At 71.6% G+C, this 13,434-nt stretch carries 14 protein-coding genes and 1 pseudogene; 1 reads left to right on the forward strand and 14 read right to left on the reverse strand.

The annotated features are described in order from the left end of the window. Nucleotides 1-356: 356 nt before the first annotated feature. Genes ABZ267_RS09980 through ABZ267_RS09990 form a run of 3 tightly spaced genes read right to left on the reverse strand, consistent with a single transcriptional unit; the run spans nucleotide 357 to nucleotide 2,212 of the window. Nucleotides 357-1,040, reverse strand: coding sequence for a DUF3618 domain-containing protein (locus ABZ267_RS09980; protein ID WP_356756850.1), 684 nt, complete (start codon nucleotides 1,038-1,040; stop codon nucleotides 357-359). Then, nucleotides 1,016-1,450 carry a phage holin family protein gene (locus tag ABZ267_RS09985; protein WP_356756852.1) on the reverse strand — a complete coding sequence of 145 codons (435 nt, stop codon included), beginning with the start codon at nucleotides 1,448-1,450 and terminating at the stop codon, nucleotides 1,016-1,018. Before ABZ267_RS09985 ends, ABZ267_RS09980 begins: the two co-directional genes overlap by 25 nt. Before the next feature lie 3 nt (nucleotides 1,451-1,453). After that, a complete protein-coding gene (locus ABZ267_RS09990; RefSeq protein ID WP_356756854.1) occupies nucleotides 1,454-2,212 on the reverse strand; it encodes a hypothetical protein in 759 nt (252 codons plus the stop codon). A gap of 407 nt (nucleotides 2,213-2,619) precedes the next feature. Here ABZ267_RS09990 and ABZ267_RS09995 point away from each other — a divergent pair. Further along, a pseudogene (locus ABZ267_RS09995) lies at nucleotides 2,620-3,430 on the forward strand (IS5 family transposase). 451 nt (nucleotides 3,431-3,881) lie between these two features. On the opposite strand, the gene ABZ267_RS10000 reads toward ABZ267_RS09995, so the two are convergent. The 11 genes from ABZ267_RS10000 to ABZ267_RS10050 all read right to left on the reverse strand — a co-directional run bounded on the left by ABZ267_RS10000 (nucleotide 3,882) and on the right by ABZ267_RS10050 (nucleotide 13,406). Then, complete coding sequence (locus ABZ267_RS10000; RefSeq protein ID WP_356756856.1) at nucleotides 3,882-4,589, reverse strand: glycosyltransferase; 708 nt, start codon at nucleotides 4,587-4,589, stop codon at nucleotides 3,882-3,884. Next, a complete protein-coding gene (locus tag ABZ267_RS10005; protein ID WP_356756858.1) occupies nucleotides 4,586-5,212 on the reverse strand; it encodes an SAM-dependent methyltransferase in 627 nt (208 codons plus the stop codon). Before ABZ267_RS10005 ends, ABZ267_RS10000 begins: the two co-directional genes overlap by 4 nt. Continuing rightward, entirely contained in the window at nucleotides 5,209-5,973 is a 765-nt protein-coding gene (locus ABZ267_RS10010; RefSeq protein WP_356756860.1) for a PIG-L family deacetylase, read from the reverse strand. The genes ABZ267_RS10005 and ABZ267_RS10010 overlap by 4 nt, the downstream gene beginning before the upstream one ends. Continuing rightward, nucleotides 5,970-7,022: an acyl-CoA dehydrogenase gene (locus tag ABZ267_RS10015; protein ID WP_356756862.1), complete on the reverse strand. Its 1,053-nt coding sequence runs from the start codon at nucleotides 7,020-7,022 to the stop codon at nucleotides 5,970-5,972. The genes ABZ267_RS10010 and ABZ267_RS10015 overlap by 4 nt, the downstream gene beginning before the upstream one ends. Before the next feature lie 180 nt (nucleotides 7,023-7,202). Continuing rightward, complete coding sequence (locus ABZ267_RS10020; protein ID WP_356756864.1) at nucleotides 7,203-8,558, reverse strand: GAF domain-containing SpoIIE family protein phosphatase; 1,356 nt, start codon at nucleotides 8,556-8,558, stop codon at nucleotides 7,203-7,205. Nucleotides 8,559-8,611: 53 nt separating this feature from the next. Then, complete coding sequence (locus ABZ267_RS10025) at nucleotides 8,612-9,031, reverse strand: SHOCT domain-containing protein (protein ID WP_356756866.1); 420 nt, start codon at nucleotides 9,029-9,031, stop codon at nucleotides 8,612-8,614. A gap of 88 nt (nucleotides 9,032-9,119) precedes the next feature. Next, the gene (locus ABZ267_RS10030; protein WP_356756868.1) at nucleotides 9,120-9,629 is read right to left on the reverse strand and encodes an NUDIX domain-containing protein; all 510 of its coding nucleotides are present in this window, start codon (nucleotides 9,627-9,629) and stop codon (nucleotides 9,120-9,122) included. 82 nt (nucleotides 9,630-9,711) lie between these two features. Next, entirely contained in the window at nucleotides 9,712-10,611 is a 900-nt protein-coding gene (locus ABZ267_RS10035) for a hypothetical protein (RefSeq protein WP_356756869.1), read from the reverse strand. Then, complete coding sequence (locus ABZ267_RS10040) at nucleotides 10,608-11,621, reverse strand: SPFH domain-containing protein (protein WP_356756871.1); 1,014 nt, start codon at nucleotides 11,619-11,621, stop codon at nucleotides 10,608-10,610. The genes ABZ267_RS10035 and ABZ267_RS10040 overlap by 4 nt, the downstream gene beginning before the upstream one ends. Before the next feature lie 42 nt (nucleotides 11,622-11,663). Continuing rightward, nucleotides 11,664-12,497 (reverse strand): SDR family oxidoreductase, encoded by an 834-nt coding sequence (locus tag ABZ267_RS10045; protein ID WP_356756873.1) that lies wholly within the window; start codon nucleotides 12,495-12,497, stop codon nucleotides 11,664-11,666. A gap of 279 nt (nucleotides 12,498-12,776) precedes the next feature. Continuing rightward, nucleotides 12,777-13,406: a TetR/AcrR family transcriptional regulator gene (locus tag ABZ267_RS10050; protein ID WP_356756875.1), complete on the reverse strand. Its 630-nt coding sequence runs from the start codon at nucleotides 13,404-13,406 to the stop codon at nucleotides 12,777-12,779. Nucleotides 13,407-13,434: the final 28 nt, after the last annotated feature.

Consider the following 13,434-nt stretch of genomic DNA (forward strand, 5'->3'; position numbering starts at 1 on the left):
TTGTCGGGGGGGGGCGGGGTGTTGCCCCTGTCCGCCTGTTTCCCCCGCGGGGGGGGGGGGGGCCCCCACCCCGTCGGGTTCCCGCCCCCGCCCGCGTCACCAAGGGGGAGTCGTGATCGTCGACGTTGTGTCCGTACCCGCACCGCGGGGACGCCTTGGTCGATGTGCTCGTCGTGCTGGTGGGTCCTGTGTGAGTGCCGCGTCCGGCGGGCGTACCTGACGGCCTGGCCAGTTGCTCTTCCGCAGCGGCTTCCGCCCCGCGCGTTGAGGCTGTTAGCGCGCCAACGGCCCTCTTCGTCCCCGAATCACATCGTGGCTGAGTCGAGGTGTTGTGTCACAGGACTGGTGAGATGGACTCAGGTGGCGCGGCGCGATGCGGGGCCGCGGACTTCGCCGATGCCGTCCTGGGCAGTCGAGCGCAAACCGTCCACGGTCTCCTGCCCGGTCTGACGTGCGTGATCGCCGGTGGTCCGGGCGGCTTCGGTGGCGGTGTCCTTCACCGACTGTGTGGCCTGGGCGACCGGTTCGCGCATTTCTTCGCGTACCTCCTGCGCCGCGTCCAGGGCGGTCTGCTTCACGGGCTCGATGAACTCCTCGGCGTGCTCCCGCAGCTGACCTCCCACACGCTCTTCCGCGTCCGTGGTGGGAAGAAGCGCTGCGGCGAGCATGCCGGCACCGAAAGCGATGACACCCGCTGCCAGCGGGCTGCCCTGGGTCTGCTGCCTGATTTTCGCCGGGGCCTGCTGTGCCGCGTCATGCACGGTGGAAGAGGCGTCGGACACGACATCTCCGGCTCGTCCGGCGGCCTGGCCGATGTGGTCGGACACACTGTGTGCGGCACCGGTCGTGGCACTGCTGCTGTCGTGCACTGTCCCCATGACCCGCTCCTTGATTCCATTCAGTCGGTTCTGGGTGGCGTCGATCTTGCGGCGGGCCACCTTGCCGGGTATGACTCGGTCAGCGAGAAGATTGACGTTACGAGCCAGCTCGGCCCGTGTGTCCTCGACGTCGCGCCTCAGCTCGTCGGGTTCCGTGCCCATCGGGCATCCTCCTTCAGTGTTTCCACGGTCTGTTCGGGCTTCAGCTTTACCGCGCGCAGGCGCTTGCGGCCGTTGGCATACAGGACCGCGGCGACGGCCGCCCAGAGCACGGTGACGATCAGCGCGGCCCAGGCCATGTCCATGACGTTACTCAGCGCGAAGATCAGGGTCAGGCTGGCCAGCAGAACCACGAGGTGTCCCGCGTATCCGGCCCCGGCGAGCATGCCTCCCGCCTTGCCCGCCTTCACCGATTCCTGCTTGAGCTCGGCCTTCGCCAACTCGATCTCACTGCGCACCAGTTGCGACAGGTCACTGCTGATGTCGCTGATCAGGTCGCCCAGGGACGGCTCGGCCGACCCTGCTTCCGGTCCTGCGGCCGGCGGGTGTTGCTCCGAGGAAGACAGGGCCATCGCTCAGTTCCTCTCGTGCCGCTGGCCGACGCTCCCGCCCTGCGGCGTGGTGGGCGGTTGAATCGGTTCCATGGCCCTCGGTGAAACATCCGGCGTCTCCCGGAGGCCGGGGCCACCCGCAGTACCCGGAAGATCGGCAGCCTCGTGCACCCCGGTCGGAGTGGACGCGTCGTGGGCCCCGACTGCGTCGCCGATCCCTACGTGCGTGCGGCCACCCGAAGGAGTTGACTTCGATCCCGACGCGGGCCCTCCTGAGGATTCTGCAGCCGCCATCCCCTTGCCGAGGCGAGCGGCGGCGAAGCCCGCGAGCGCCGCCCCCGCCAGGAACAGGCCGGGCTTGCGGCGAGCGAAACCGCGCAGATCCTCGACGATGCCCTCGGGGCCCCGGTTCTCCAGGCGGGATGCCACCTTCCGGCCGCCGTCGGCAACCTGCCGCACTGCGGCGGTAGCAGTCGAATCGGGCTTACCGCTGTTACTCATGTCGTGCAACTCGTCCGCCAGACGGCGGACGTTGCTCGCGAGCTGCCCGGCCTGGGCCCGAGACTGCTCCTGCAATTGATCCCGCAGTTCGCTCAGCACATCCCGTGCTTGAGCGGTGGCCTCGTTCACGGTGTTGGCCGCTTGGTCCTTGGCGGTGCCGACGACGTCCGTCGCGTTGGAAGTGACCAGGTCGGCTCCCTCAGCTGCTTTTTCCTGAACGGTATGCGCTACTTCCGATGCGCCGTTCGCGTCGTGGGTCCCAGGGCGTTCGAAGTTGCTCAAGGCTCCTCCAGAATCGGTTGATGCGGTGTATCCAGACCGACGAGTAACCCCTTTGTGGGCAAACAATCGGTACGGGACCCCATCAATTCATGTGATCCCGTCTCGGGTGCCTGTATCCGCCTTACCGCAGGAGCACCCGCGAGCCGTCAAGCCGACCGGTGCTGCTCTCGGTGAGGTCGTCGTGCGCGACGACCTCACCGAAGGGGCCGGGTGGCCTCTCACCCTGATGTCCCTCGCGCCCTGGCCTGACATCCGCTTCGCCGACGCTTGATGGGTCCGGGGCGTCGCGCCTGGCGTCAGGCACGGCCATACACCGCCGTGACCCTCGTCCGCGTAACCCTGCTGTACGACCGAACCCCGGACCTTAGGAGGTCATCTCATTTGGGTAACTCGGTATTCTGTGCGCCATGGTGGGGATCGTTGAGCGGCTGGTGCCGGACGAGTTGTGGGAGCTGTTCCAGCGGGTGGTGCCGGAGGCGCCGTCGCGGCCGCAGGGCGGTGGCCGGCGTCGGCACGGTGACCGGGAGGTGCTGGCCGCGATCGTCTTCGTGGCCACGTCCGGTTGCACCTGGCAGCAGCTGCCTTCGGCGTCGTTCGGCCCGTCCGGAGCAACTGCCCACCGGCGGTTCTCGGAGTGGTCGAAGGCCAGGGTGTGGGCCAAGCTCCACCGCCTGGTCCTCGACGAACTCGGTGCCCGCGGCGAGCTGGACTGGTCGCGGTGCGCGATCGACTCGGTGAACATGCGGGCCCTGAAAAAGGGGGGGCATGACAGGTCCGAATCCTGTCGACCGGGGCAAGTACGGCTCGAAGATCCACCTGATCACGGAATGATCGGGTCTGCCCATATCCGTCGGCATCTCCGGAGCCAACCTGCACGACAGCCAGGCCCTGATCCCCCTCGTGAAGGGCGTCCCGCCCATCCGCTCACGCCGCGGACGACGACGGCGCAGGCCCGGCAAACTCCACGCCGACAAAGGCTACGACTACGCCCGCCTGCGGCGATGGTTACGCGAGCGAGGCATCACCCACCGCATCGCCCGCGAGGGAGCTGAGTCCTCGCAACGGCTGGGCCGCCACCGCTGGACCGTCGAACGCACCATGGCCTGGCTCGTCGGCTGCCGCCGCCTCCACCGCCGCTACGAACGCAAAGCCGACCACTTCCTCGCCTTCACCTGCATCGCCTGCACCCTCATCTGCTACCGCAGACTCGCCAAATGAGATGACCTCTCAGGGTCGAGGGCCGAGATCGCGGCTGGCGTGGACCGCTGCGTGACCGAGCGAGCGCAGTCTTGGCTGTTGCGTGGGAACGGCAGCGGAGGTCCTCAACCCTATGACCCGGCCCCGGGGCCACCCTGATGGCCCCGTAGGTGGTCGGAGGGTTGGATCTGGAAGGAGCTTGAGGTGCTCGCGCGAGGCGTCGGCCGGACAATGGGAAGGGGGTGTGTGGGGACCAGTTGGGGACCACACGCTACGCGCGGTGGTGCACGGTGCATGCCTACACGCACAACTCACGGCCGGATTAAGTCTCCTATGTCCGGAAAATGCCCCTGACCCTTACTCCTGGGGGTCAGGGGTCGCAGGTTCAAATCCTGTCGTCCCGACTGGAGACAGTCGCAGATCAGGGCCGGTTTCGGAGCAATCCGAAACCGGCCCTGACGCGTTGTGGCTCCTACGCCTCGGCGGGACGCGGCATCGCGGCGAGGTAGTCGCCGAAACCGTCCCGGGCGCGGGCCTGGAGCCGGGGCGAGGTGAGGACAGGACAGCGGGCGGTGCGCAGCACGCGGTGGCCCCCGCGTTCGAGCGCCTTCACCAAGGCGTGGTCCTCGCCGGTGGCCAGGCCGGGGAAGCCGCCGACGTCCAGGTAGGCGGCGGTGGCGACGCCGAGGTTGGCGCCGTGGACGTGAGGGTGCGCCCAAGGGGTCCCGGCCGGCGGCCGGGTGGCTTCGTAACGGATCCGGTGCGGCGCGGCCAGCGGTGAGGTGGACGGCAGGACGACGGTGCCGACGACCGCCTCCCACCCTTCCCGGGCCCTCGCCAGCTGGTGGGCCAGCCAGTCGTGCGGGACCACACTGTCGGCGTCGGTCGTCGCGATCCAGGTGACAGGCGCCGCGACGCCGGCTCGGGCCAGAGCGTGGCGGACGCCGGCGGCCCTGGCCCGGCCGGGATTGCGGAAGCCGGTGCCGACGACGAGCGCCCCGGCGTCGCGGGCCACCGCCGACGTACGGTCGCGGCAGTCGTCCGCCACCACGACCGTCAGGACCCGCGTCCCGGCGAGCCGGGGATGGCGGGCCGCCCGGCCGATCGCGGCGAGCGCCGCCGGCAGCAACGCCTCCTCGTCGTGGGCGGGGACGACCACGACGACGGTTCGCGCGCTCACACCAGTCCCTCGCGGGCGGCGATCCCGGCGGGCCGTTCGCCGTCCGCCGTGGTGCGCCGGTGGATCTGGAGGACGAAGTCCTCCTCACGGTGGTCGGCGACCAGGACGAGGCCGGGCCGGCCGGCGACGTGTCGCGCGATTCCGGCGCCGGTGGTCAGATGCTCCTCCACCGGATGGTTCCAGTGGACGGTGACCAGGGTGCCTTCCGGTTCCAGCGACGACACCGTCCGTTCCAGCACCGTGCCGAGCGTCATCTCGTCCAGGTAGTAGAGGAGTTCGGAGAGGACGATCAGGTCGAAGGAGCCCTCGGGCCACTCCTCGGGCAGCAGCATGTGCCGGACCGAGACCTGCGGGAGTTCGGCGGTGCGCCGACGTGCGGTCTCGACGGCGGATGCCACCCGGTCGCAGGCGAGTACGGAGTCGCAGCGGTCCGCCAGCCGGCGGGTGAGCTCTCCGACGGAGCAGCCGGGTTCGAAGGCCCGGCGGTAGCGCGGTAGCGGCAGGGCCGCGACGGTCAGGTCGTACTTGCGGCGCTCGTACCACCGCTCGGCCAGGCTCCACGGATCCTCCGCGGAGCCGTACATGGCGTCAAAGTACGCGGCCGGTGTGCCGGGACGGCTCATACGAAGACCACCTCCCAGCCGCGCAGATGGTGCGTCAGCTCCTCCGGAGGCAGTACGGCCGCGTCCTGCGGAGCGGGGCCGAGCGGCTGGATCTGCGTGACGAACCGGCTGACGGCGGCACGCTTGAGGGCCTGTGCCACCGACGGCAGGACGATCCGGGCGGCCCGCTCCCACGGGACGCGGCTGTCACCGGGTTCGGCCCAGTGCCACATCCAGACCGGATACAGCGCGCACGGCACGGCCGTCGCCCGTGAGGCGGCCAGAGCGGCGCGGCCGGCCGCCTCGTGGTCGCTGTGCACGTCCTCGGTCCAGGGCGCCAGGCAGAGTGCCGCGCCGGACATCAGGACGGCCAGCTCGCGGGCCAGCGCCTCCTCGTGCTCGCCCACTCCCGTGTCGGGCAGCCTCAGCCGTACGATCTCGGCTCCGGCCGCACCCAGCTCGGCCAGTGCCTCCTCCAGCTCCCGGGCCCGCAGCTCGGCGAGCTCGGCGGGAGAGAGGACGAGCGAGTCCGGGTGGGAGCCCTCGCCGTCGGTGACCGACACCACGGTCACGGCGAGACCGGCCGCCGCCAGCCGGGCGATGGTTCCGCCCACGCCCAGCACCTCGTCATCGGGATGGGCGGCGACCACCACCACCCGCCCCTCCTCCGGAAGCGTGTGGTCCGGCAGCCGGTCCCAGCCGTGCCAAGCACGCCAGAGCGCCTCGTCGGTGCCCGGAGCCTGGATCGGATCGGCGTGGCCCTCGGGACTCCAGGCGCTCATCGGCTCTCCTCCGGCCCGCGTGCGACCAGCCGGCCGAGCGCCTCCAGGTCCCGTTCCGCGTGGTGCTGACGCACGTAGACGGACAGGTCGGCCACGGCCCGGGCGTGCCGCTCGTCGTGGCACAGCGGCCCCGCGCCGGTCGCCCGGCCCACCTGGTCCAGCACCTCGGAGCACACCTGAGCCACCAGGGCCCGTACCCGCAGCGCACGCAGCCCGGCCGCTTCCGCCTTGTCCAGCGGATCGAGGTCGATCTCCTCGGCCGCCCGGCGCAGCACCGTACCGGCCGTGTACAGCCTCAGGTCCACCGCACCGGCGTGGGCATCGGTGAACGGATCGGCGCGCTGCTCCGCCCGGGTGAACAGCACGCGGGCCACCGCCCGCGCCCCGCCGTACCAGCACGCGGCCACACCGACCCCGCCGTGGTGGAAGCCGGGGCGGCGCACGTACGCCTCCACCCCGCCGACCGCGGTGGCGGGAACGTCGGTGAAGCGGACGTCGGGACTGTCGCTGCCGGCCATGCCGATCGCCTGCCAGGTGCCCGGCACCGGTCGGCATCCTCTTGCACCCGGCTCGGCTTCCGGGCTGCCGGTACGGACGGCGAAGAGGCGTCGGCCGTCCTCCGCCGTGGCGGTGACCAGGGCGTGGGTGCAGCTGTGCGCCCCGGAGCAGTACCGCTTGAGACCGTTGAGCACCCAGCCGTCCGGGCCACGGGTCGCGGTCAGCCCGGAGCCGGGAGGTTCGGCGGCCCACACGCCCCAGCGCTGACCGGGCGCCACCGGGTCGCCGTCCAGTTCGGCCAGGATCGCCACGGCGTCGAGGTGGCCCTCCGCCAGCCTGGCGACGCACAGATCGTCCTCCGCCACCGCGGACAGTACGTCGAACCGGGTGGCGGTCCGACCGCCGCCCGGCAGCGGTGCCTCGATGGTGCCCGCCGTCACGGCGTCGACGAAGCCGGTGAACCCCTCCGCCACGCGGCGGACCGCGAGGCTGCCCGGACCTTCGCCGTCGGACGTCTCGGCGTCTGTCGGCTGAGGAACTGCATCATGCATCGGCGGCACTCCTTGCTCCATCGCTCGCCGGCCATCGGCTGCCAGGGGCCACCGCCCCTGAGGTGGTCGGGCCCTGGGTGAGCTTCCACGATCACTGTTTCCGGCGGCCCGCGCTTCTGGGTGCCCCTGGATCGCGGTGCTACACCTGATGGCGCGGGCGGACCGCACGGAGCCCGGTGGTCAGGAGGACGGAGGTACGCGCAGGGCGAGCAGGGCGGTGTCGTCGCTGGCCCAGCCGTCGTGGTGGTCGGCCAGAGCCGCGCCGATGCCCTTCACCGTCGCTTCCGCGTCCAGTCCACGGGTGTCCGACAGGACGGCGGCCAGCTCGGCGTCGCCGAACACCTGCTGCCGCTCGCCGGACGGTGTGCCCGGCCGGGGGCGTGCCTCGCAGGCGCCGTCGGTGTAGAGCAGCAGCAGATCGCCGGGGGCCAGCCGAAACCGGACGTCGGTCAGGCTGACGTGGTCCACGACGCCGAGAAGGGTCCCGGGTGTGCCGACCTGGTGCACGCGTCCGTCGGCCCGGCGGACGAGGGCCGGCGGGTGCCCGGCGAGGCTGACGCGGCCCGCGAGCCCGCCCGGTGTGAGGCGGAACGCGGCGTAGACGGCGGTCAGGAACCGGGGTGCGCGCTGGGCGAGCATGGCGGTGTTCAGCCCGTCCAGGAGGGCCGCCGGAGAGAGGATCCGGGAGGCGGTGGCCCGTACGGTGTAGCGCGCCATGGCGGTGACCTTGGCGGCTTCCACGCCCTTGCCGCACACATCGCCGAGGACGGCGGCGTACGAGGACCCCCGGGTGGCGAAGAGGTCGTAGAAGTCGCCGCCCACCTCGACCCCGGAGCTGCCGCTGGCGGAGGCCGGATGGTAGGAGGCGGCCACCTCCAGACCCGGGATCGGGTGGAGGGACGGCGGGAGGAGCCCCTGCTGAAGAGAGCGGGCGAGATCGGCGGAGAGCCGGTGGGCCTGTCGGGCCGCCTCCAGCGACTGGCGCAGGTGTATCTCGGCGGAGACCGAGCGGGCCAGGGTCTCCAGCGTCGTCAGGTCGGCGGCCGACCAAGTGCGCGGCGAGTCGTCGATGACGCAGAAGCTCCCCAGCACCTCGCCGCCGGGCGCCAGCAGAGGAAAGCCGGCCCAGGCGCCGATGTTCATCGGCCCGACCGAAGGGTGATCGCGGGTCCGGGGGTCGGTCGCCGCGTCGTCCACGATGAACGGGTCGCCGGCCAGGCCGATCAGGAAGTAGCAGAAGCTTTCGCGTACGGGATTCTGGCGGGCGGCGATCTCGGTGGCATCCACGCCCACGCACGACTTCCAGAAGGAGCGGTCCTCGTCGACCAGCGTCACGAAGGCCCGGCCGGAGCCGGTGACCCGCGCGGCCAGCGAGGCGAGGTCCTCGAAGACCTCCTCGGGGCCGGTGTCCAGCAGCCCGGTCGCGGCCACCGCGGCCAGTCGGGCCGGATCCGACAGTGCAGCCGGAAGACCGTCCGCGCGGATACCCGCGCCGAAATCCAGACCTGCTGCCACCGAACCGCCCACTTTCCTCATGCCCCTGCTCCACAAGGAAACCACGCTCCCGGAAGGATGATTCCGAGGCCACCTCAGGCCAGGAGCTTGGCCTTCGCCCGCTCGTACTCCTCCGCGTTGAGCGCACCCTTGTCCTTGAGCTCGGCGAGCTTCGCCAGATCGCTCACATGGCTGGTGGAGCCATGGGTGGTGGAGCCGGAGGAGCCCTCGCTGCCCGCGGCCTCGCGCACGTACTGCCGGAAGGCCGCCTCCGAATCCTTGACCGCCTTGGCGTCGCGCTCGTGCATGCTGCGGCCCCGCACGATCAGGTAGATCAGGACGCCCAGGTAGGGCAGCAGAATGACGAAGATCAGCCAGCCCGCCTTGGCCCAGCCGTTCAGCGTGTGGTCGCGGAAGAGGTCCGTGATCACTTTGAACAGCAGGAAGAACCACATGACCCAGAGGAACAGATACAGCATGGTCAGGAAGAGGTTCAGGAGCGGGTAATCGTCCATGAGGCCAACTCCGTTCGCGCGGATGGTGCCTCATTCATACGCCTGGTCCCCTTTCTCCGCATCTGTAGCCTGATCATCGGGATCCTGATCAGCGCTGGTCTCCGACCCCCGTGATCCGCAGGAGGTGCGCGGGCGGATGGATGAGGCCGAGGTCCGGGCGCCAGGCCGCCAGGATCTGCGCCGACGGGTCGAACAGCGGCGTGGGCAGTTCCCCGGGTGCGGTCCACCGCCACGCGCTGATCAGGTGCGGCTCGGTGACCTCGGGGATGCCGGAGTGCAGGCGTACGAGGGCCGCCATGCTGATCCGGTTGATCCCGCCGGTCACGTCGTGGAGCATCGCGAAGACGTCCACCGCGCTCTCCTCCACGGTGAGACCGGTCTCCTCGCGCAGCTCACGGGCGGCGGCCGCCGCGACCGACTCGTGCGTCGGGTCGACCTTGCCGCCCGGCAGCTCCCACGTACCGCTGTGGTGCCGGCCCAGGAGCACCCGTCCCTGCCCGTCCTCCACGATCACGCCGACCCCGAGGGCCGCCTGCGCCGTGGGCGGCCGGCTGTTGCGGGAGGGACCGGTGAGGGGGTCGGTGGTCTCGGTGGCCATGGTGGTCGGTCTCCGCTCTCCGGGGCCTCTTACGGGCCGGTGGGTACGGAACACCGTAACGACACCGAGGCACCGGTCCCGCTCAGACCACCAGGCGCAGCGCCGTCGCCGAGATGCCCAGCCGTACGCTCTGACCCCAGGTCAGCTCCAGCGCGTCGGACTCCATCCCGTCCCCGAAGACCACGATCCGGTCCGACTCCACGGTGAGCCGCAGGCCCTGGCCCCGGTTCAGTTCGCCGGAGACCAGCGACGTGCCGGTGGCGGGGGAGGGCCAGGCCTCGCGGACGAACCAGAGGAGGCGCGGGTCGCCCGGCGCGGGCAGCGGAGTGGTGCTGCCGCGTTCCAGCCAGAGCGAGCGCAGCCAGCCGGTGGCGCCCGTGCCGGTGCCGACGAGGACCCCGGAGGAGGCCTGTGCCTCGCCAGGGTCCGTCCTTCCGTCGGGTCCCAGGCGGTAGCGGGCCGTCTGGTGGCCGGGCGGGCCTAGGTAGATCTCGTTGAGTGCGACCAGCCGCTGGGTGTCGTCGGCGACCGCCTCGACCATCGTCAGCGCCTCCACCGTGCGGCCGGCCGCCGTCGCCGCGCGCAGCAGGGCGGCCGCGTCGGTACGGCGGTGGCGGACCAGGACACCGGGGTTGCGGCCGGGATCGGTGTCGATGCCCACCACCGGCTGCCCGGACAGGTACTTCGCCGCGTTGGCGACCAGCCCGTCCTGGCCGACCACGACCACCACGTCCTCCGGCGCGAACAGGAACCGGTCCAGGTCGGCCCGCTCCACCCGGCTGGAGCGCCAGGTGAGCGGCACGGCCGCCGCCACGTCCCGCAAGGCCTCCCGCGTACGGTGGTGGCGCCGGGCCACCTCCTCGATCGAGCGGCCCCGGCTGGAGAGGAAGAACGCGGCCTGGCCGTGCGTTCCGTGCCGGGCGAGCAGCTCCTCGTACTCCGTCCTGCGATGGACGAGCACCGCCCGCGGCGCCAGGCTCACGCTCCCGCACCGCCGTCCGCGCGGCCGAGCTTGGCGAGGAGGCCGGTGAGGACGTCGGGGGAGAGGGTGAGGCTCTCGATGCGCGGCACGTTCTCCGCGAGCCGGGTCGCCGCCAGCGCGTGCAGCGTGGCCGGGTCGACCTCGCCGTGCACCCGCAGCCAGGCGGCCTGCGCCTCGGCGCGCGCCGCACCCGTCTCGCGTGCCGCTTCCGCCTCCGCGCGCGCCAGGCGTACCTTGCGCGTTGCCTCGGCCTCTGTCCGTACGCCGTCGGCAGCGGCCTTCTCCTCGGCCTCGCGGCGGGCGTTGGTGCCGCGCTGGTCGACCAGCTGCTCCTCGCGCCGGGCCAGTTCGATCTGGCTGGCCAGCTCGTTCTCGGCGATGGTGCGCTCGCGCTCGACGGCCACCGCGCGCCGCTCGTAGGTGGCCCGGTCCGCCTCCTGCTGGATCTGTTCGCGCGCCGGCGTGCGCAGGGCGCGTTCGACCTCGGCCTCGGGCCGGATCGCGACGACGCGTACGGCCACCACGTCGATCCCGGTGGCCGGAAGCCTCGGCTCGGCGGCGAGACCGGTGGCGACCCGTTCCCGTACGGAAGCGACCCCGTCCACCAGAGCCGCCGCCAGCGGAGTGCGGGCCAGGACGTCCAGCGTGTGCTGCTGCGCGGTCTCGGTGAGCAGCGTGGCGATCTGCTCCAGCGGCGCGCTGCGCCAGCTCCCGGTGTCCGGGTCCACGGAGAAGTCCAGCCGGTCGGCCGCCAGCGCCGGATCGCTGACCCGGTAGGTGACGGTGGCCTGCACGGTGACGTCCTGGAAGTCCGCCGTACGGGCGTGGAACGCCATGGCCAGCTCCCGGTCGTCGACCGGTACCTCGGAGAGCGCCGCCGACAGCGACCGGTACCAGAAGCTCAGCCCGCGCCCGTCATGGGTCAGCTTGCCGCGCTTGTGGTGGCGGATGTGTGCGGTCGGCGCGGAGCGCAGATGCCGCCAGCCGAAGCGGCGGGTGATGTCGGCCATGGGTCCCCCTTGGATTCGTACTCGGACTCGTACGCGATCTCGTCACTGCGACGATAAAGGGTGATGGCCTATATGGTCAAGGTGACGAGAAGGGGCTCGGTCGGTGTTCCTGCGGACCAGGTCTCTGGCCGGTATCTCGCCGCCTCCGTGGACGGCCAGATCGGCGCCGTTGACGTACGAGGAATGCGGCCCGGCGAGCCAGAGGCAGGCGTGGGCCACGTCCGCCGGGGCCGCCGGCCGGCCCATCGGGATGACGCTTGCGACCGCGGCGCCCTCGTCCGCGCCGTGGAGCGCGGGGGCGCTCGCGGTGCGGACGGGCCCGGCGGTGATGTGGTTCACCCGGACCTTCGGTGCCCATTCCAGTGCCAGCGCCCGGGTCAGGCCGAGAAGTCCCGCCTTCGCCGCGGAGTAGGCGGCGGTGCCTGGCTGCGGGTCGTACGCCGAGACGCTGCCGATGTTGATCACCGCGCCGCCCGCCGGCTGCTCCCGCATGACCAGGTTGGCGGCCTGCGCCAGGTAGAAGGGAGCGAGGAGGTTGAGGGCGACGACCTTCTCGACGAAGCGGGGCGAGACGGTGGCGGCGTCGGCGTCGGGGGAGCCGCCCGCGTTGTTGACGAGGACGTCGAGACGGCCGAACCGCTCGGCGGCTGCCGCCACCAGGTGGGCCGCCTCCGTCGGATCCCGGACGTCCGTGCAGCGGAAGGCGGCGGTCCGGCCGGCCGACGACGGCGGTGCGGCGGGTGCGGTGCGGCCGCAGACCATGACCTCCGCGCCCGCCGCCAGGAAAGCCTCCGCGATGGTGGCGCCGATGCCCTTGGTGCCGCCGGTGACGATCACCGCCCGTCCGGTGAAGTCGATCGGGTTGCTCAGCTCCATGCGTCCGCCCCTCGCCGGTGGCGCTTCGGTGTGTGCCGAATCTACCAATTGCTTGTTAGGTGTGACAGAGGCGTCGCGGATGACCGGTGAACACAGTCGGCCGGTGAGCTCCGAAGAGCTCACCGGCCGGCCGGGCGTTGCGCCGCCCCCGTCCCCACGGTGCGGCGCCGGGTGGACCGTCCCCATCCGCTGGGACGGACGGTCCACGTCGGACGGGAACCGGGTGCACCCGAGTCCCACGGTGGTCAGGACCCGGGCGCACCCGAGTCCAACTGGCTGTCAGGACTCCGGCGCCTCCGCCGTGAGTCCGAGTCCGGGCAGGATCGCCTTCTCGACGAACCTGCAGAGGTACGCCGCGTCCGCGTACCGCCCTTCCAGCAGCGGCCGCGCGCGCATCACGCCGAGCAGCTGGGCCGCCACGTACTCCGCGCCCGGCAGGTCCGCCGCGATCTCGCCGCGCGCCTGGGCCCGCCGGACCATCGCGTCGATCGCCGCGATCTCCGGCAGGATCAGCGCCTCGCGCAGCGCGCACAACAGCTCGGGGCTCTGGAGTGCCGCGTGGCTGAGCGCGTGCATCAGCGGGGTGTCGCGCCCCGAGCCCGCGCCGATCGCCCGTGCCGCCTCACGCAGGTCACCGGCGAGCGAACCGGTGTCGATGTGCGAGAGCAGCATCCGCCGCGTGCCGTGCAGCGCGGCGACGACCAGCTCCGGCTTGGAGCCCCACTGCCGGTACAGCGTCGACTTGCCGCAGCGCGTGCGGGCGGCGACGCCTTCCATGGTCAGCGACTCGTAACCGCTCTCCCGCAACAGGTCCAGCACCGCCGTGTAGAGCTCCTGCGCGCGTTCCGGTGTGATCTTCGAGCGGCGGGAAGCGAGGGCTGACTCCTGTACGGAATCGGGCGACGGCATGGACGGTCCCTCCTGCGGCGGTGCGGCG

This window comes from Streptomyces sp. NPDC006174, assembly GCF_040614075.1.
Classification (GTDB): Bacteria; Actinomycetota; Actinomycetes; order Streptomycetales; family Streptomycetaceae; genus Streptomyces.

Bases quoted from the DNA above. Each gene is read 5' to 3' on its own strand.
- ABZ267_RS09980 (WP_356756850.1), bottom strand. From the start codon at position 1,040: ATGGGCACGGAACCCGACGAGCTGAGGCGCGACGTCGAGGACACACGG.
- ABZ267_RS09985 (WP_356756852.1), bottom strand. From the start codon at position 1,450: ATGGCCCTGTCTTCCTCGGAGCAACACCCGCCGGCCGCAGGACCGGAA.
- ABZ267_RS10005 (WP_356756858.1), bottom strand. From the start codon at position 5,212: ATGAGCCGTCCCGGCACACCGGCCGCGTACTTTGACGCCATGTACGGC.
- ABZ267_RS10010 (WP_356756860.1), bottom strand. From the start codon at position 5,973: ATGAGCGCCTGGAGTCCCGAGGGCCACGCCGATCCGATCCAGGCTCCG.
- ABZ267_RS10015 (WP_356756862.1), bottom strand. From the start codon at position 7,022: ATGCATGATGCAGTTCCTCAGCCGACAGACGCCGAGACGTCCGACGGC.
- ABZ267_RS10020 (WP_356756864.1), bottom strand. From the start codon at position 8,558: ATGAGGAAAGTGGGCGGTTCGGTGGCAGCAGGTCTGGATTTCGGCGCG.
- ABZ267_RS10025 (WP_356756866.1), bottom strand. From the start codon at position 9,031: ATGGACGATTACCCGCTCCTGAACCTCTTCCTGACCATGCTGTATCTG.
- ABZ267_RS10030 (WP_356756868.1), bottom strand. From the start codon at position 9,629: ATGGCCACCGAGACCACCGACCCCCTCACCGGTCCCTCCCGCAACAGC.
- ABZ267_RS10040 (WP_356756871.1), bottom strand. From the start codon at position 11,621: ATGGCCGACATCACCCGCCGCTTCGGCTGGCGGCATCTGCGCTCCGCG.
- ABZ267_RS10045 (WP_356756873.1), bottom strand. From the start codon at position 12,497: ATGGAGCTGAGCAACCCGATCGACTTCACCGGACGGGCGGTGATCGTC.
- ABZ267_RS10050 (WP_356756875.1), bottom strand. From the start codon at position 13,406: ATGCCGTCGCCCGATTCCGTACAGGAGTCAGCCCTCGCTTCCCGCCGC.